The following is a 16,216-nucleotide window of genomic DNA, read 5'->3' as shown; positions in this document are numbered from 1 at the left end:
GTTCGGTTCTTATTCGCCTTCGGAGTGCTCGAGGAGATCGGAGTGGATCTCGCGAAGCGCGATGGACAGCGGCTTCTCCTGCAGGCCCGGCTCGACGAGCGGGCCGACGTACTCGAGGATGCCGTCGCCGAGCTGGTTGTAGTAGTCGTTGATCTGACGCGCGCGCTTGGCTGCGTAGATGACCAGCGCGTACTTCGACGACGTGCGCGCGAGGAGCTCGTCGATCGGAGGGTTGGTGATCCCGAGCGGCGTGTCGTAAGCCGGGAGTGCGCTACGCGCGTCGAAGTCGGAACCGGCCACTGAAGTGCTGCTCACTATGGAATCTCCCTGAATAGCGTCGATGCTGCATACGTACTGAACTGCGAAAAGGTTGTTCGTGCTCGTGAACCTCGGAGGCCGAGAACCTCAGGAAGGGCCGACCGACGAGCTACCGACCAACAAGGATACCAACTCTTCGCACGAATGGTCGACATCGGTATTGACGATGACCGTGTCGAACTCGTCCTGCGCGGCCAGTTCGACCTTGGCGGTCTCCAGTCGGCGTGCGGTGGCCGCCGATTCCTCGGTCGCCCGCGACGTGAGTCGGTGAACGAGGTCGTCCCACGTCGGCGGTGCCATGAACACCAGCTGCGCCTCGGGCTTCGACACCCGTACCGCTCGCGCGCCGGCGAGGTCGAGCTCCAGAAGCACCGGTTTCCCCTGCTCGAGCGCCTCTTCGACCGGCGCGGCCGGGGTGCCGGACCGATGCAGGCCACCGTGGACGCTGGCCCATTCGAGCAGCTCCCCTGCCTCGATCATGCGATCGAACTCCGCGGCGGTGACGAAGTGGTAGTCCTCACCGTCGATCTCACCCGGACGTGGGTCGCGCGTGGTGACGGACACGCTGAACCACAGTTCGGGCAGTACGCGTCGAACGACGCGGACGACACTGGACTTACCGACGCCGGAGGGACCGGCCAAAACGATGAGCCGGCCCCTCCGGGGCGATGACGCGTCACGATCGGACACGTGCGCTACCTCCGCTTGTACGTGCACTCAGGCGTCGAAATCGAACTTGGTCAGCAGTGCCTTGCGCTGGCGATCGCCGAGGCCACGGAGACGACGCGTCGGCGCGATCTCCAGCTCGGTCATCAGCTCCTGCGCCTTGACCTTGCCCACCTTCGGCAATGCCTCGAGAAGTGCCGATACCTTCATCTTGCCGAGGATCTCGTCGGTCTCGGCGTCTTTGAGCACCTGCTTCAGATCGGTGCCGCCTCGCTTGAGGCGCTCTTTGAGCTCGGCCCTGACTTTACGGGCGGCAGCCGCCTTCTCCAGAGCAGCGGCACGCTGCTCTGCGGTCAACTGGGGAAGCGCCACGTTTCCTCCGTCTCATCGTGGGGTGGACAGTGCACGGAATGGCGGGTCGCGCACGTCGCTGCTGCGCAACTCGTGGTCACCAGCAACATCAGCGACGTTACCGACGCGCGACCCGCATGGCGAACTTGCCCCCGGAGCTGACGGGGTCGCAACCATGGTCTATGCGAGGCCCGCTTCTACTTCGTCGCGGAGGGTGGTGGCGGCATCGCGAAGAGCGGTGACCGACGGCCCTGCCGCGAGCACGCCGCGAGACGAGTTGGGCAGCAGAAGCTCTCGGGAACCCGCGAAGATCTGGGCGAGATCGTCGACACCCGCGCCCTGAGCGCCGAGCCCGGGAGCGAGGATCGGGCCGGTGAAGTCGCTGAGATCCAGACCGTGATCACGCGTTGCGCCGACGACGAGACCGGCCGTGGCGCGTCCGTCCCGGTCGATGTCGGCAGCCCCGTCGACGATGGACTGCGCGACCGACCGATGGGACGCCGTCGCGGTCTGCAGGTCCGCCCCCTCGGCGTTGGACGTTCGCGCGAGGACGAACACTCCTCGACCGTTTCGCGCGGCCAGGTCGAACGTCTCGCGCAGCGAATCGAACCCCAGGTACGGGGAGACGGTGACCGCGTCGGACGACAGCGGCGAGTCCTCCCCGAGCCACGTCTGCGCGTAGGCGCTCATCGTGCTCCCGATGTCGCCGCGCTTGGCGTCGGCGACGACGAGTGTGCCTGCGTCACGCAATACCGAGACGGTGCGTTCGAGCACGGCGTACCCCGCGCTGCCGTAGGCCTCGAAGAACGCGACCTGAGGCTTGACGACGGCGACCTCGCCGACGAACGCCTCGACGCACAGCTCGGCGAAGGTCTCCAACCCGTCGGCCGATCGGGGCAGACCCCAGGCGTCGAGCAGCGACGGGTGCGGATCGATGCCGACGCAGAGCCGGCCGCGCGCCGCCGTCGCAGCGCGCAGCCGATCCGCCCACGTCTTGCTCATGCCGTGACCGAGGCGCCCGCGATGGCCGCGTGCAGGTCCTGCAACGACCGCACTCCCACCCCACCGGCAATGGCGGCTTCGATGCCCTGCACTGCCGCCGACGCGCCCTGCACCGTCGTGATGCACGGAATGCTCTGTGCCACCGCGGCGCTGCGGATCTCGTAGCCGTCGACGCGCGGTCCCGAGTTGCCGTACGGGGTGTTGATCACCATCGCGACGTCCCCGGCGAGGATGCGGTCGACGATCGTCGACTCCCCTGCAGGTACGTCCTCACCGGACTGCTTGTAGACCTGCTGGCACTCGACGCCGTTGCGACGCAGCACCTCTGCGGTGCCCTCGGTCGCGAGGATCGTGAAGCCCAGGTCGGCGAGACGCTTGACCGGGAAGATCAGCGACCGCTTGTCCTTGTTGGCGACCGATACGAACACCGAGCCCGACGTCGGCAGCGAACCGTATGCCGCCGTCTGGCTCTTGGAGAAGGCGGTACCGAAGTCCGCGTCGATACCCATGACCTCGCCCGTCGACTTCATCTCCGGGCTCAGCAGCGTGTCGACGCCCGTGCCGTCGGCGCGACGGAATCGGTTGAACGGCAGGACCGCTTCCTTGACGGCGATCGGCGCGTCCAGCGGGGTCGTCCCGCCGTCGCCCTCGGCAGGCAGGATGCCTTCGGCCCGCAGGTCGGCGATCGACTCACCGAGCATGACGCGCGCACACGCCTTGGCCAGCTGCACGGCCGTGGCCTTGGACACGAACGGAACCGTCCGGCTCGCACGCGGATTCGCTTCGAGGACGTACAGAATGTCGTCCTTGAGCGCGTACTGGACGTTGAGCAGTCCCTTCACGCCGATGCCCTTGGCGAGCAGCTCGGTGGACCGTCGCACGTTCTCGATGTCGGCCTTGCCCAACGTGATCGGCGGCAGCGCACACGCCGAGTCGCCGGAGTGGATACCGGCTTCCTCGATGTGTTCCATGACGCCACCGAGGTAGACCTCGGTTCCGTCGCACAGTGCGTCGACGTCGATCTCCACCGCGTCTTCGAGGAAGCGGTCGACGAGAACCGGACGGTCGTGCGAGATCTCGGTCGCACGCGAGATGTAGTCGGCGAGCGATGCCTCGTCGTAGACGATCTCCATGCCGCGGCCGCCGAGCACGTACGACGGACGCACGAGGACGGGATAGCCGATACCGCCCGCGATCTCGCGAGCGCCGTCGAACGTCGTCGCGGTTCCGAACTTCGGAGCAGGCAGGCCCGCCTCGGTGAGGACACGACCGAACTCGCCGCGATCCTCGGCCAGGTCGATCGCCTCGGGGCTGGTTCCGACGATGGGAACACCCGCAGCCTTCAGGCGCTTCGCCAGTCCCAGCGGCGTCTGGCCACCGAGCTGCACGATGACACCTGCCACGGTGCCGGACTGCGATTCGGCTCGATATACCTCGAGCACGTCCTCGAACGTCAGCGGCTCGAAGTACAGGCGGTCGGCGGTGTCGTAGTCGGTCGACACGGTCTCCGGGTTGCAGTTGACCATGACGGTCTCGTAGCCGGCCTGCGACAGCGTCTGCGCCGCGTGCACACACGAGTAGTCGAACTCGATGCCCTGGCCGATGCGGTTCGGGCCCGAACCGAGGATGAGCACCTTCTGACGCTCGCGCTGTTCGGCGACCTCGGACTCGGCGTTCGGATCGAGCTCGTAGGTGCCGTAGTGGTACGGCGTCTTGGCCTCGAACTCGGCTGCGCAGGTGTCGACCGTCTTGTAGACGGGGTGGACACCCAGCTCGACGCGCAAGGCGCGAACACCGTCTTCACCGCCGAGTTCCGGCCGCACCGCGGCGATCTGGCGGTCCGACAGGCCGTGGTACTTGGCCTGACGCAGGAGCGCCTCGTCGAACTTCTCGGCGGCACGCAGTTCGTGTCCGAGTTCGTGGATCTGCTGGAACTGGTCGAGGAACCACGGGTCGATCTTGGTGGCGTCGAACAGCTGCTCGAGGGTCGCGCCCAGTTCGAACGCCTTCTCGATGCCGTACATCCGGCCGTCCTTCGGGACCGACAGGTCCTTCAGCAACGACTCGAGGTTCACGGCCTCGACCTCGGGGCCGGTCCAGTAACCCGCTCGCTTCGTCTCGAGCGACCGCATGACCTTGCCGAACGCCTCGGCGAAGTTACGGCCGATCGACATAGCCTCGCCGACGGACTTCATCGTCGTCGTGAGCGTGCCGTCGGCGCCCGGGAACTTCTCGAACGCGAACCGCGGCGCCTTGACGACGACGTAGTCCAGCGTCGGCTCGAAGCACGCCGGGGTTTCCTTCGTGATGTCGTTGACGATCTCGTCGAGGGTGTAGCCGATGGCCAACTTGGCGGCCATCTTCGCAATCGGATAGCCGGTGGCCTTCGACGCCAGTGCCGACGACCGCGAGACACGCGGGTTCATCTCGATGACGACGAGGCGGCCGTCCGTCGGGTCCATCGCGAACTGGATGTTGCAACCACCGGTGTCGACGCCCACCTCGCGGAGGATGTCGATCGAGAGGTCGCGCATCTTCTGGTATTCGCGGTCGGTCAGCGTCATCGCCGGGGCGACGGTGACCGAGTCGCCGGTGTGCACACCGACCGGGTCGACGTTCTCGATGGAGCAGACGATGACCACGTTGTCGCGGCCGTCGCGCATGAGCTCGAGCTCGTATTCCTTCCAGCCGAGGATGGACTCCTCGATGAGCACGTTCGCGGTCGGCGACGCGGCGAGCCCGCCTCCGGCGATGCGCGTGAGGTCGGCGTCGTCGTAGGCCATGCCCGAGCCCAAGCCGCCCATCGTGAACGACGGCCGCACGACGACCGGGAAGCCCAGCTCGGCGACGGTCTCACGCACCTCGTCCATCGTGTAGCAGACGCGAGAGCGCGCGCTCTCCCCTCCGACCTTGGACACGATGTCCTTGAACTTCTGACGGTCCTCGCCACGCTGGATGGCGTCGAAGTCCGCGCCGATGAGCTCGACGTCGTACTTCTCGAGGATCCCCTGCTCGTGCAGCGCGACGGCGGCGTTGAGCGCGGTCTGGCCACCGAGGGTTGCGAGAACGGCGTCGATCGGATGTCCCTGCTCGGCCTCGCGAGCGAAGATCTTCTCGATGAAGTCGGCGGTGATCGGCTCGACGTAGGTGGCGTCGGCGAACTCCGGGTCGGTCATGATGGTGGCCGGGTTCGAGTTCACGAGGCTGACGCGCAGGCCCTCCTCGCGAAGTACCCGGCACGCCTGAGTGCCGGAATAGTCGAACTCACAGGCCTGTCCGATGACGATCGGTCCCGAACCGATGACCAGGACGTGTCCCAGATCGCTGCGGCGTGGCATTACTTGTCAACTCCCTCGAGCACTGATGTGAACCGATCGAAGAGGTACGCGGCGTCGTGTGGGCCCGCCGCGGCCTCGGGGTGGTACTGAACCGAGAACGCGCGTCCACTCAGCAGTTCGACGCCTTCGACGGTGCCGTCGTTGGCGCACGTGTGGCTGATCCGGGCGCGGCCGAAGTCGGTGTCGAACTCCTCGCCTGCTTCGCCTTCGAGCGCGAAGCCGTGGTTCTGCGCGGTGATGGCGATGCGTCCGGTGGTGTGCTCGACGACGGGGATGTTCATGCCGCGGTGGCCGAACTTCATCTTGTACGTCGAGCGTCCGAGCGCGCGGCCGAAGATCTGGTTTCCGAAGCAGATGCCGAACAACGGCAGTCCGCGTCCGAGAACCTCGCGGGTCAGCGCGACGTTGGCGTCGGCAGTCGCTGGGTCGCCCGGTCCGTTGGACAGAAAGACGCCGTCGGGATTCAGCTCCAGAATCTGGTCCATGGTGGCTGCCGACGGAACCACGTGCACACGGATGCCGCGCTGGGCGAACATACGCGGTGTGTTCGTCTTGATGCCGAGATCGACTGCGGCGACGGTGAATCGGGCGTCGCCGCCTTCGGGCTCGATCACGTAGCCGGTGTCGGTGGTGACCTCACCGGCCAGGTCGGCACCGAGCATCGACGGCTGACCGACGACCTGCTCGAGCATCTCCGTCTCCGTGCCGAGTGCGTCACCGGAGAAGACGCCCGCGCGCATCGAACCGCGGGTGCGCAGGTGGCGTACGAGAGCGCGCGTGTCGATGCCGGCGATGCCGACGACGTTCTGCGCCTCGAGCTGTTCCTGCAGCGATCCGGTCGATCGCCAGCTCGACGTGCGTCGTGCCGGGTCACGGACGACGTAGCCTGCGACCCAGATCTTGTTGGGATCCTGGGCGCTCGCGGCTTCGCCGTCTTCCTGGTTCCAGCCCGTGTTGCCGATCTGCGGCGCCGTCGCGACGACGATCTGACGGTGGTAGCTGGGGTCGGTCAAGGTTTCCTGGTATCCGGTCATACCGGTGCAGAAGACGGCTTCGCCGAGAGTCCGTCCGGTGGCGCCGAAGGTGGTGCCACGGAACGTCCGGCCGTCCTCCAGAACAAGAACTGCGCTGCTCACGCGGGTGTCTCCTTCGAGTCGTTCGTGCCTGTGTTCGGATGTGTGTCGACCCACGTGGGGTAGACGAGCTTGTCGTCGGCTCGAAAGCCGGTGTCGATCTCGGTGCCGGTCGGCAGGGTCCAGCGGATGACCAGCAGGCCGTCCTTGCTCATGACCTTGCCCGCCAACGCACGATCGGTTCTGATCCCGCGAATGGACTCCTGCGGAATCCAGATGGTGGACTCCCCTGTTCGCTCGAGCAGGATGCCCTTCTCGTACCGCGACAGTTCCGCCGTCGCGCGGTGGCCGATGTCGCCGACGGCGATGCGGTCCTGCCAGTTCGGCGCGATCGTGCTGCCGACGTACAGGCCGGTCGCAGCGGCGATCGACGGTGCCCCGAGATCGGCGGGCACGGGAGGGAACACCCCGATCCGGTCCGCCTGACGCTTCTGCCGGCCACGCCAGCCCCAGAAGATCAATCCGATCATCGCCAGCCAGAAGACGACGAACGCGACGACGATGACCACTCTGTCCACGGCTATGCCTCCGTCGCGACGCGAACGGCGCCGCCCAGGGCAGTGATCCGTCCGCGCAGCAGCGTCGTGGTGACTCTGGCCGAGAACGCCATCTGCTCGAACGGCGTGTTCTCGGAGATACTGGCGAACTTCCTGCCCTCGACCGTCCACGATGCGTCCGGGTCGACGAGCGTCAGGTTCGCGATCTCTCCGACCTCGATCGGACGCCCCTGGTCGGCGAGTCCGACGATCTCCGCCGGACGCTCGCTCATGACGCGGGCCACGCCACGCCAATCGAGCAGACCGGGCTCGACCATCGTCTGCGCGACGATCGCGAGGGCGGTCTCCAGACCGAGCATGCCCGGACGCGCCTGCGAGAACTCACAGCACTTGTCCTGCTCGGCGTGTGGCGCGTGATCGGTCGCGACGCAGTCGACCGTGCCGTCGGCGAGGCCCGTGCGCAGCGCCGCGACGTCGGACGCCTCGCGCAGCGGCGGGTTCACCTTGTTGACGGCGTCGTACGTCTCGAGGCGCGAATCGTCGAGCAGCAGGTGATGCGGCGTCACCTCGGCCGAGATCGAAATCCCTTGTGCGCGTGCCCACTTGAGCAGTTCGACGGTTCCCGCCGTCGACGCGTGACAGATGTGCACCTTCGCTCCGGCGTCGCGAGCGAGCAGAGCGTCACGGGCGACGATCGACTCCTCGGCGGCACGCGGCCAGCCGGCGAGACCCAAGCGAGCTGCCGTCGGCCCCTCGTGTGCGACGGCACCGACGGTCAGACGCGGCTCCTCGGCGTGCTGCGCGATGAGCACCCCGAGCGAGCTCGAGTATTCGAGCGCGCGACGCATGATCAGCGGGTCGTCGACGCATTTGCCGTCGTCGGAGAACATCTTGACCTTGCCGACGCCACTCGCCATCGTCGCCATCTCGGCGAGCTGCTTGCCCCCGAGACCGACCGTGACGGCACCGACCGGGTGCACGTCGACGAGTCCGACCTCCTGGCCGCGACGCCACACGTGATCGGTGATGACGACCGAGTCGGCGACGGGGTTGGTGTTGGCCATCGCGAACACCGCCGTGTAACCACCCAGTGCGGCTGCGGCAGAACCGGTTTCGATGGTCTCGGTGTCCTCGCGGCCGGGCTCGCGCAGGTGGGTGTGCAGGTCGACGAATCCGGGGAGCAGAATCTGCCCGCCCGCCTCGACGACCTCGGCATCACCTGCGTCGAGATCGGATCCGATGGCGGCGATCTGGCCGTCGTCGATCAGGACGTCGGTAGCGGGTTCCTCGCCGTAGATCAGAACGCCGCGCAGCAGAACACTCACAGCGCACCTCCGTCCGAGCCGACGAGCAATCGGAACAGCACCGCCATGCGCACGTGAACTCCGTTCGTAACCTGTTGCAGTACAGCAGTTCTGGGTGAATCGGCCACCGACGACGCGATCTCCATACCGCGCAGCATCGGTCCCGGGTGCAGCACGACGGCATGCTCCGGGAGAAGGTCCATCCGCTTCTGGGACAGCCCGTATGTGATCGAGTACTCCTTCGCCGACGGGAAGAATCCGCCGTTCATCCGTTCCGCCTGCACGCGCAGCATCAGCACGGCGTCGAGCGAGGGCAGTTCGGCATCGATGTCGTGCGACACGCGGACCGGCCAGCCGGAGACTCCGACGGGCAGTAGCGTCGGCGGCGCGATGAGAACCACCTCGGCGCCGAGCGTCGACAACAGAATCGCGTTCGATCGCGCGACGCGACTGTGCAGGATGTCGCCGACGATGCCGATGCGCCTGCCCTCGATGTCACCGAGACGTTGGCGCAGGGTCACGGCGTCGAGCAGCGCCTGCGTGGGGTGCTCGTGGGTTCCGTCACCTGCATTGATGATCGCGGGTCCCGCCCCGTCGCCCTGGCCCTTCGTCCACGCGGCGATCTGGTGTGCCGCACCCGATGCCGGGTGACGCACGATCAGCGCGTCCGCGCCCGCGGCACGCAGCGTCATCGCGGTGTCCCGCAACGACTCCCCCTTCGACACCGACGAGCTGCTGGCGCTGACGTTGATGACGTCGGCGCTCATCCACTTGCCTGCGACCTCGAACGACACACGGGTGCGGGTCGAGTTCTCGAAGAAGACGGTCATGACCGTACGGCCGCGGAGAGTCGGGAGCTTCTTGACCTCGCGGCCCAGCAGCGCCTGCTCGAACCGATCGGCCTCGTCGAGCAGCTCGGTCGCGGTCTCGCGGGTCAGATCGGCCACGGACAGCAGATGCTTCACTGCACTACACCTTTGTTTCCATCTGGGTCACTCCTGCGGGCTCCGCTCCCGGCTGAGATAGATACACCGTCCTGCCCGTCGTGCTCGGTCAGAGACACCGACACGTCCTCGGTCCGAGCCGTCGGCACGTTCTTTCCGACGTAGTCGGCGCGCAACGGGAGTTCGCGATGTCCGCGGTCGATGAGAACGGCCAGCTGAACGGCCCTGGGGCGACCGAGGTCACGCAGCGCGTCCAGCGCTGACCGCACTGTCCGGCCGGAAAACAGGACGTCGTCGACGAGAACCACGAGTGCGTCGTCGATTCCGCCCTCGGGGACGAGAGTCCGCTCCAGGGGGCGGTGCGGCTTGTTCCGCAGATCGTCGCGGTACAGCGTGATGTCGAGCGAGCCGAGCGGCGGGCGCACACCGCTGAAGACCTCGATGCGCTCGGCGAGGCGCTCGGCGAGCGTGGTGCCGCGCGTCGGAATGCCGAGGAGGACGACACGGGGGCCGTCCGCGGAATCCAGCGCGGTCTTCTCGATGATCTGATGCGCCATCCGGGCGATGGTCCGGCCCACATCCGCGGCGGACAGCAGCTCGCGGGAAGAACCAGGTCGATTGTCGGGAACGGAAGAACTTTCGGGCGCAGGCAAACTACGACCTCCTTCTCCGCCTCTCTGGACGGATCGTTAAAGGATGTCTGACGGTGACACAGCCTAGCAATCGCTCCTCCCCGCACGAGCGGCGGGGAGGAGCGATTCGAAAGATACTCAGGAGTCGGCGGGCTTGTCCTCGGCAGTACGCGAGGACACGGCCGCGGCTGCCGCTCGAACCTGAGGCGCCACGAGCACGATCTGGCCGAGAACGCCGTTGACGAACGACGGCGAATCGTCGGTGGACAGCTGCTTCGCGAGTTCGACGGCTTCGTCGACGGCCACGACCGGCGGCACATCCGTCGCGTGGAAGAGTTCCCACACCGCGACACGCAGAATCGCGCGGTCGACGGCCGGAAGCCGGTTCAGCGTCCAATCCGTCAGGTGGTCGGAGATCACACCGTCGAGACGATCGAGATTCTCGGCGACACCGACGACCAGCGTCTCGGTGTACTCGCTGACGGGCGCGATCGTATCGTCGCCGCGCGCCAACTCGATACGCTCCTTGGCCAGGTCCACCGGATCGGTGTCACGCGCCTCGGCCTCGAACAGGAAGTCCACGGCCCGCTTGCGAGCCTTGTGGCGCGCACCGAGCTTCTTCGGCTGCTCGGGCTGTTTCGATGCAAGACGTGCTTGGTTCTTCTTCGACGACACGTTAGGAGTTCACACGCCCGAGGTAGTTGCCGTCACGCGAGTCGACCTTCAGCTTGTCGCCGGTGTTGATGAACAACGGAACGGAGATCTCGGCGCCGGTCTCGAGGGTTGCAGGCTTGGTGCCGCCGGTGGAGCGGTCGCCCTGGAGACCGGGATCGGTGTGCTTGACCTCGAGCTCGACCGTGACGGGCAGCTCGACGTACAGCGGCGCGCCCTCGTGGGTCGCGACCTGAACCTGCATGTTCTCGAGCAGGAAGCGTGCGCCGTCGCCGACCGTCGCCTCGGAGATCGAGATCTGGTCGTAGGTGTCGCCGTCCATGAAGACGTAGTCGCTGCCGTCGTGGTACAGGTACGTCATGTCGCGACGATCGACCGTCGCGGTGTCGACCTTGACGCCTGCGTTGAACGTCTTGTCGACGACCTTGCCCGACAGCACGTTCTTCAGCTTCGTACGCACGAAAGCGGGGCCCTTGCCCGGCTTGACGTGCTGGAACTCGATGATCGACCACAGCTGGTTGTCGATGTTGAGAACGAGACCGTTCTTGAAATCGCTGGTAGAAGCCACTGGCTCTTACGTCTCCTCGTATTTCTCGCCTGCGCCGTGCGTCACACGAGAATCAGTTCTTTGCTGGTCATGGTGAGCAACTCGGGTCCGCCGTCGCGAACGACGAGTGTGTCTTCGATCCGGACGCCACCGCGCCCCGAGATGTACACACCCGGCTCGACGGTCACAGCTGCACCGCTCAGCAGTGTACCGGTGCTGGTGCGTGCAATTCCCGGCGCTTCGTGGATTTCGAGGCCGACACCGTGTCCGAGGCCGTGCAGGAACAGCTCCCCGTACCCGGCGTCCTCGATGACCGATCGTGATGCCGCGTCCACCGAAGCCGTGCTCACGCCGGGTGCCAGCGCCTCTCGGCCCGCGGCCTGAGACCGCAGCACGAGCTCGTAGATCTCCTTCTGCCACGCGTCGGGCTCCCCGATGACGACCGTGCGTGTCATGTCCGAGTGGTACCCGCCGACGAGCGCACCGAAGTCGAACTTCACGAAGTCACCCGTCGCGAGTACAGCCGCCGTGGGCCGATGGTGAGGCACGGCGGAATTCGCACCCGCTGCGACGATCGTCTCGAACGAGATGCCGTCGGCACCCGCGTCGAGCATCTGAGCTTCGAGCTCGCGCGCCACCTCGAGCTCGGTACGTCCGGCTCTGATTCCCCCGCGCTCGATCAGTAGCGCGAAGGCCTCGTCCGCGGCACGACACGCGTCGCGCAACAGCCCGATCTCGTGCTCGTCCTTGACCATGCGCAGATCCTCGACGAGGCCCGGACTGCGGACGAGCGTCGGAGCCGCGTCCAGAGCACTCCACGCGTCGTGCTGGTCGACCGTCACGACATGGCTTTCGAATCCCACGTTCCCGGACGGCGCCGCCCGGTCGTCGGTCAGCAACGCCGTCGCCGACGACCTGTCGATCGACGCACGAAGGTCGGGAACCTGGGCGGCGACCTGGGAGAGATACCGACCGTCGGTGCAGATGACGGTTCCGTCCTCGTTCCCGTCGGAATCGGCGGCGGACACCACGAGGGCGGCGTTGCTCCCGGTGAACCCGGTCAGGTACCGGATGTTGAGGAGATCGGTCACCAGGAGTGCGTCGAGGTTCTTCGCGTGCAGAGCGCGACGTAGCGCGGCTCGACGCGCTCCGAAGTCGGCTCGTTTCCGGTCTGCAGACATTCCTCCAACCTATCGTTCGACGCAGCTGCCACGGCCCATCGATGTCGTAGACCGTCACGAAATTCTGTGGGGCCGGACACACTTACCGGCGGGTAGGGATAGGCTGACCCCATGACTGGGTGGGTTGTGCGCGGAATCGGTATGGGTCTGATCAACGTGGGGGTGCGGATACTGCTGGGGGCAGCCGTCGCGCAGTGGCCGACGCACGGCTCGCAGCTGCGCTGGGTGGGCATGGCCGCCGTGCTGCTGGCGGTCGTCGTGTGGGCCGGAATCGACGGAATCCGCGACCGACATGCCAATCCCGATCCCGAATACGGCAAGGATCTGACGATGGTCTGGCTGAAGGCCGCGGTCGTCGGTGGTCTACTGGCAGGCCTTCTCGCGTGGCTGGTCGGATTCCTCGTCGAGTTCAGCGTCGGCCAGAATTCGCTGTTCTTCGAACTGACGTCGGGCGCCGCGTTCACGATCCTCGTCATCTTCATTCCAGCGACGATCGCCGTGTTCCTCGGACGCCTTCTCGCTTCGCGCGATGCGAAGAAGAAGCTCGCCGCGACCGACGCCGAGCGCGAGCAGCACCGCCGCGAACATCACACGGTCGGCGCGAACGCCTCGGGTCAGTCGGCTACCGGTCAGGCAGCGCCGTCGCAGTCGACGGCCGACCAAGCACGGTGGGCCGACGACTCGGCCGACACCGAAGTGTTCCCGGCCGTCGGTCCAGACCTGCAGAAAGATCAGGGCTCGAAGAAGAGCACCAGCTAGAGCAGAATTCCGGTGCTGGACGGGCCGGAGTCGTCCCGTGCGATGGCCGAGTAGGCCGCGACGAGAAGGCTCGGGTCCGGTCCTTCCAGTCGTCCCGGCTTGGCAAGGCCGTCGAGCACGACGAACCGCAGCATTCCGGCGCGATTCTTCTTGTCGGTCTGCATGCCCTTCAACAGATCACCGAACGCGTCCGCGTCGTACGTCGTCGGCAGCCCCACCGCCTCGAGGATGCTGCGGTGACGGTCGGCGGTGGCGTCGTCGAGACGGCCGGCCAGGCGACCCAGTTCGGCCGCGAAGACGAGACCGACGGCGACGGCAGCACCGTGACGCCAGCGGTAGCGCTCCCGGCGTTCGATGGCATGGCCGAGCGTGTGTCCGTAGTTCAGGATCTCGCGCAGACTCGATTCCTTGAGGTCGGCCGCGACGACGCGGGCCTTGACCTCGACGGAACGACGAATGAGTTCCGGCAGAACGGTCCCCTGAGGGTCGAGCGCGGCGTCCGGATCGGCTTCGATCAGATCGAGGATGGTCGGGTCGGCGATGAAACCGGTCTTGATGACCTCGGCCAGACCGGCCACGATCTCGTTGCGCGGAACGGTTTCGAGCGTCGCGAGGTCGACGAGGACTGCTGCGGGTTCGTGGAACGAGCCGACGAGGTTCTTGCCGGCCTCGGTGTTGATGCCCGTCTTGCCGCCGACCGCTGCGTCGACCATCGCCAGGAGCGTCGTCGGCACGTGCACGATCTTGACCCCGCGCATCCACGTCGCGGCGACGAAACCGGCGAGATCGGTGGCCGCGCCGCCGCCGAGGCTGACGACGGCGTCGCTGCGCGTCAGACCGATCCGGCCCAACACCTCCCAGCAGAACCCGGCGACCGCCAGTTCCTTGCCGTCCTCGGCATCCGGAATCTCGATGCGGTGAGCATCGATTCCCTTGGCCGCCAAGGCTTCTCGAACGGCTTCGGCAGTCTCCGCGAGCGGCGGCTGGTGAAAGATCGCGACGGTGGCCGTCCCGGCCAGTTCGCCGACCAGATCACCCAGCAGTCCCCTGCCGATGATCACCGGGTACGGCGCTGCGGTCTCGACCATGACGCGTACGGGCTCGGTCATTGTTCTCACCCTCCATCGAATCGGTTGGGTCGCCCCAGTGCGGGCGGTGTCGTGGCACCCGCGTGCTCGTGATGCGCTCTCAGTTTCGCGACGACCTGGGTGACGACACGTGCCGGACTGCGCCCGTCGGTGCGCACCCGGATGGTGGCTGCCGAACGGTACAGCGGCCGCCTCGTACGCATCAGGTTCTGGTACTTCGTACGCGGATCCGGGCCGGCCAGCAGCGGTCGAGCATTGTTGGCGCCCGTGCGGCGCAAGCCCTCGGCAACGCTGATCTCCAGATAGACCACGGTCTGCGACTCCAGCAGCGCGCGTGTGCGCTCGGAGAGGATCGAGCCCCCTCCCAACGACACGATGCCGCTGTGGGTCGCGATGGCGTCGGCGACCACCTGCTCCTCGATGACGCGGAACGCGGGTTCGCCGTCCTCGGCGAAGATGTCCGCGATGGTCCGTCCGGTCGTCCGTTCGATCGCGGCGTCGGTGTCGAGCAGTTCCAGTTCGAGCGCCTGAGCGACCCGACGCCCGATGGTCGACTTGCCGGCACCGGGCGGGCCGATCAACACCGCGTACGGAGTCATCGCGGCGGCCGGGCGGCAGAGCCCTTCACGTAGTGGTCGACGTTGCTCGCCGTCTCCGCGAGCGAGTCTCCCCCGAACTTCTCGAGCGCGGCCTGCGCGACGACGAGGGCAACCATCGTCTCGGCGACGACGCCGGCAGCAGGGACCGCGCAGACGTCGGACCGCTGGTGGATCGCGACGGCCTCGTCACCGGTCGACATGTCGACGGTGGCGAGCGCGCGCGGAACCGTCGAGATCGGCTTCATCGCAGCGCGCACCCGCAGCGCCTCGCCGTTGGTCATGCCACCTTCGATGCCGCCTGCGCGGTTGGTCGACCGCAGAACTCCGTCGGGGCCCGGCTTCATCTCGTCGTGCGCGGCGCTTCCACGCCTGCGGGCGGTCTCGAAACCGTCGCCCACCTCGACGCCCTTGATCGCCTGGATGCCCATGAGGGCGGCCGCGAGCCGTGCGTCGAGCCTGCGCTCGCCGCTCACGAACGACCCGAGTCCGACGGGCAGACCGTGCACGACGACCTCGACGACGCCGCCGAGGGTGTCACCGTCACGTTTGGCGGCCTCGATCTCGGCGATCATCGATGCCTCGGCCGCGGCGTCGAACGCGCGGACGGGACTGGCGTCGATCGCGTCCAAGTCGTCACCGGACGGCGCAGGGCCGACGTACGGCTCCGACGCGCCGATGGAGATGACGTGTGAGACGACGTCGACGCCGAACGCCTGCTTCAGGAATCGCCGTGCGACGGTTCCGATCGCGACGCGGGCTGCGGTCTCGCGCGCGCTCGCACGTTCGAGCACCGGGCGCGCGTCGTCGAAGCCGTACTTGAGCATGCCGGAGTAATCGGCGTGACCGGGACGGGGACGGGTCAGCGGACTGTTGCGGGCGAGGTCGGACAGCACCGACTGATCGACCGGGTCGGCCGACATGACCTGCTCCCACTTGGGCCACTCGGTGTTTCCGACCTCGATCGCGATGGGACCACCGAGGGTCAGGCCGTGCCGGACGCCGCCCGTGATGGTGACCTTGTCGGCCTCGAACTTCATGCGGGCACCACGCCCGTATCCGAGTCGTCGACGCGCCAACTGAGCAGCGATGTCGTCCGAGGTCACCTCGACACCCGCGACCATTCCTTCGAGGATGGACACGAGAGCGGGACCGTGAGATTCTCCAGCAGTAATCCAGCGCAGCACG

At 66.9% G+C, this 16,216-nt stretch carries 17 protein-coding genes; 1 reads left to right on the top strand and 16 read right to left on the bottom strand.

Annotated elements, in window-relative coordinates; all coding sequences use genetic code 11:
* Positions 1 to 9 precede the first annotated feature (9 nt).
* The 13 genes from rpoZ to HQ354_RS02505 form a co-directional block, all read right to left on the bottom strand.
* Positions 10 to 315, bottom strand: a complete 306-nt coding sequence (rpoZ, locus tag HQ354_RS02565) for a DNA-directed RNA polymerase subunit omega (protein WP_068424304.1) — start codon at positions 313 to 315, stop codon at positions 10 to 12.
* A gap of 90 nt (positions 316 to 405) precedes the next feature.
* On the bottom strand, positions 406 to 1,008 hold the full coding sequence (gene gmk, locus HQ354_RS02560; protein WP_068425940.1) for a guanylate kinase: 603 nt from the start codon (positions 1,006 to 1,008) through the stop codon (positions 406 to 408).
* A 27-nt stretch (positions 1,009 to 1,035) separates the two neighbouring features.
* Positions 1,036 to 1,356, bottom strand: coding sequence for an integration host factor, actinobacterial type (gene mihF / locus HQ354_RS02555; protein ID WP_068424306.1), 321 nt, complete (start codon positions 1,354 to 1,356; stop codon positions 1,036 to 1,038).
* A 159-nt stretch (positions 1,357 to 1,515) separates the two neighbouring features.
* Positions 1,516 to 2,337, bottom strand: a complete 822-nt coding sequence (pyrF, locus tag HQ354_RS02550) for an orotidine-5'-phosphate decarboxylase (RefSeq protein ID WP_068424308.1) — start codon at positions 2,335 to 2,337, stop codon at positions 1,516 to 1,518.
* Positions 2,334 to 5,675, bottom strand: coding sequence for a carbamoyl-phosphate synthase large subunit (carB, locus tag HQ354_RS02545; RefSeq protein ID WP_068424310.1), 3,342 nt, complete (start codon positions 5,673 to 5,675; stop codon positions 2,334 to 2,336). Before carB ends, pyrF begins: the two co-directional genes overlap by 4 nt.
* Entirely contained in the window at positions 5,675 to 6,811 is a 1,137-nt protein-coding gene (gene carA / locus HQ354_RS02540) for a glutamine-hydrolyzing carbamoyl-phosphate synthase small subunit (RefSeq protein WP_068424312.1), read from the bottom strand. The genes carB and carA overlap by 1 nt, the downstream gene beginning before the upstream one ends.
* A complete protein-coding gene (locus tag HQ354_RS02535; protein WP_068424313.1) occupies positions 6,808 to 7,326 on the bottom strand; it encodes a transporter in 519 nt (172 codons plus the stop codon). Before HQ354_RS02535 ends, carA begins: the two co-directional genes overlap by 4 nt.
* A gap of 2 nt (positions 7,327 to 7,328) precedes the next feature.
* Positions 7,329 to 8,630: a dihydroorotase gene (locus HQ354_RS02530; protein WP_068424314.1), complete on the bottom strand. Its 1,302-nt coding sequence runs from the start codon at positions 8,628 to 8,630 to the stop codon at positions 7,329 to 7,331.
* The gene (locus HQ354_RS02525; RefSeq protein ID WP_068424316.1) at positions 8,627 to 9,574 is read right to left on the bottom strand and encodes an aspartate carbamoyltransferase catalytic subunit; all 948 of its coding nucleotides are present in this window, start codon (positions 9,572 to 9,574) and stop codon (positions 8,627 to 8,629) included. The genes HQ354_RS02530 and HQ354_RS02525 overlap by 4 nt, the downstream gene beginning before the upstream one ends.
* Positions 9,571 to 10,206 carry a bifunctional pyr operon transcriptional regulator/uracil phosphoribosyltransferase PyrR gene (pyrR, locus tag HQ354_RS02520; protein ID WP_068424318.1) on the bottom strand — a complete coding sequence of 212 codons (636 nt, stop codon included), beginning with the start codon at positions 10,204 to 10,206 and terminating at the stop codon, positions 9,571 to 9,573. Before pyrR ends, HQ354_RS02525 begins: the two co-directional genes overlap by 4 nt.
* Before the next feature lie 117 nt (positions 10,207 to 10,323).
* Positions 10,324 to 10,860 (bottom strand): transcription antitermination factor NusB, encoded by a 537-nt coding sequence (gene nusB, locus HQ354_RS02515; RefSeq protein WP_068424320.1) that lies wholly within the window; start codon positions 10,858 to 10,860, stop codon positions 10,324 to 10,326.
* Between the two features lies 1 nt (position 10,861).
* Entirely contained in the window at positions 10,862 to 11,425 is a 564-nt protein-coding gene (gene efp / locus HQ354_RS02510; RefSeq protein ID WP_068424322.1) for an elongation factor P, read from the bottom strand.
* Between the two features lie 41 nt (positions 11,426 to 11,466).
* Entirely contained in the window at positions 11,467 to 12,585 is a 1,119-nt protein-coding gene (locus tag HQ354_RS02505) for a Xaa-Pro peptidase family protein (RefSeq protein WP_068424324.1), read from the bottom strand.
* Positions 12,586 to 12,696: 111 nt separating this feature from the next.
* Here HQ354_RS02505 and HQ354_RS02500 point away from each other — a divergent pair, with 111 nt between their 5' ends.
* Positions 12,697 to 13,344 carry a B-4DMT family transporter gene (locus HQ354_RS02500; protein ID WP_068424325.1) on the top strand — a complete coding sequence of 216 codons (648 nt, stop codon included), beginning with the start codon at positions 12,697 to 12,699 and terminating at the stop codon, positions 13,342 to 13,344.
* Here HQ354_RS02500 and aroB read toward each other — a convergent pair.
* Genes aroB through aroC form a run of 3 tightly spaced genes read right to left on the bottom strand, consistent with a single transcriptional unit; the run spans position 13,341 to position 16,215 of the window.
* Entirely contained in the window at positions 13,341 to 14,453 is a 1,113-nt protein-coding gene (aroB, locus tag HQ354_RS02495) for a 3-dehydroquinate synthase (RefSeq protein WP_068424326.1), read from the bottom strand. The two genes, HQ354_RS02500 and aroB, sit on opposite strands and share 4 nt — an antisense overlap.
* A gap of 5 nt (positions 14,454 to 14,458) precedes the next feature.
* Positions 14,459 to 15,031, bottom strand: coding sequence for a shikimate kinase (locus HQ354_RS02490; RefSeq protein ID WP_068424327.1), 573 nt, complete (start codon positions 15,029 to 15,031; stop codon positions 14,459 to 14,461).
* A complete protein-coding gene (gene aroC / locus HQ354_RS02485; RefSeq protein ID WP_068424329.1) occupies positions 15,028 to 16,215 on the bottom strand; it encodes a chorismate synthase in 1,188 nt (395 codons plus the stop codon). The genes HQ354_RS02490 and aroC overlap by 4 nt, the downstream gene beginning before the upstream one ends.
* Between the last annotated feature and the right edge of the window lies 1 nt (position 16,216).

It is taken from the genome of Rhodococcus sp. BP-261, from assembly GCF_019835205.1.
In the GTDB taxonomy this organism is placed as follows: Bacteria; Actinomycetota; Actinomycetes; order Mycobacteriales; family Mycobacteriaceae; genus Rhodococcoides; species Rhodococcoides kyotonensis_B.
Note: the sequence above shows the minus strand (reverse complement) of the source record. Positions and strands in the feature narration are given on the sequence as shown.

Excerpts from the sequence above, each read along its gene's own strand:
- pyrF (WP_068424308.1), bottom strand. The coding sequence starts at position 2,337 with ATGAGCAAGACGTGGGCGGATCGGCTGCGCGCTGCGACGGCGGCGCGC.
- carB (WP_068424310.1), bottom strand. The coding sequence starts at position 5,675 with ATGCCACGCCGCAGCGATCTGGGACACGTCCTGGTCATCGGTTCGGGA.
- HQ354_RS02505 (WP_068424324.1), bottom strand. The coding sequence starts at position 12,585 with ATGTCTGCAGACCGGAAACGAGCCGACTTCGGAGCGCGTCGAGCCGCG.
- HQ354_RS02500 (WP_068424325.1), top strand. The coding sequence starts at position 12,697 with ATGACTGGGTGGGTTGTGCGCGGAATCGGTATGGGTCTGATCAACGTG.
- aroB (WP_068424326.1), bottom strand. The coding sequence starts at position 14,453 with ATGACCGAGCCCGTACGCGTCATGGTCGAGACCGCAGCGCCGTACCCG.
- HQ354_RS02490 (WP_068424327.1), bottom strand. The coding sequence starts at position 15,031 with ATGACTCCGTACGCGGTGTTGATCGGCCCGCCCGGTGCCGGCAAGTCG.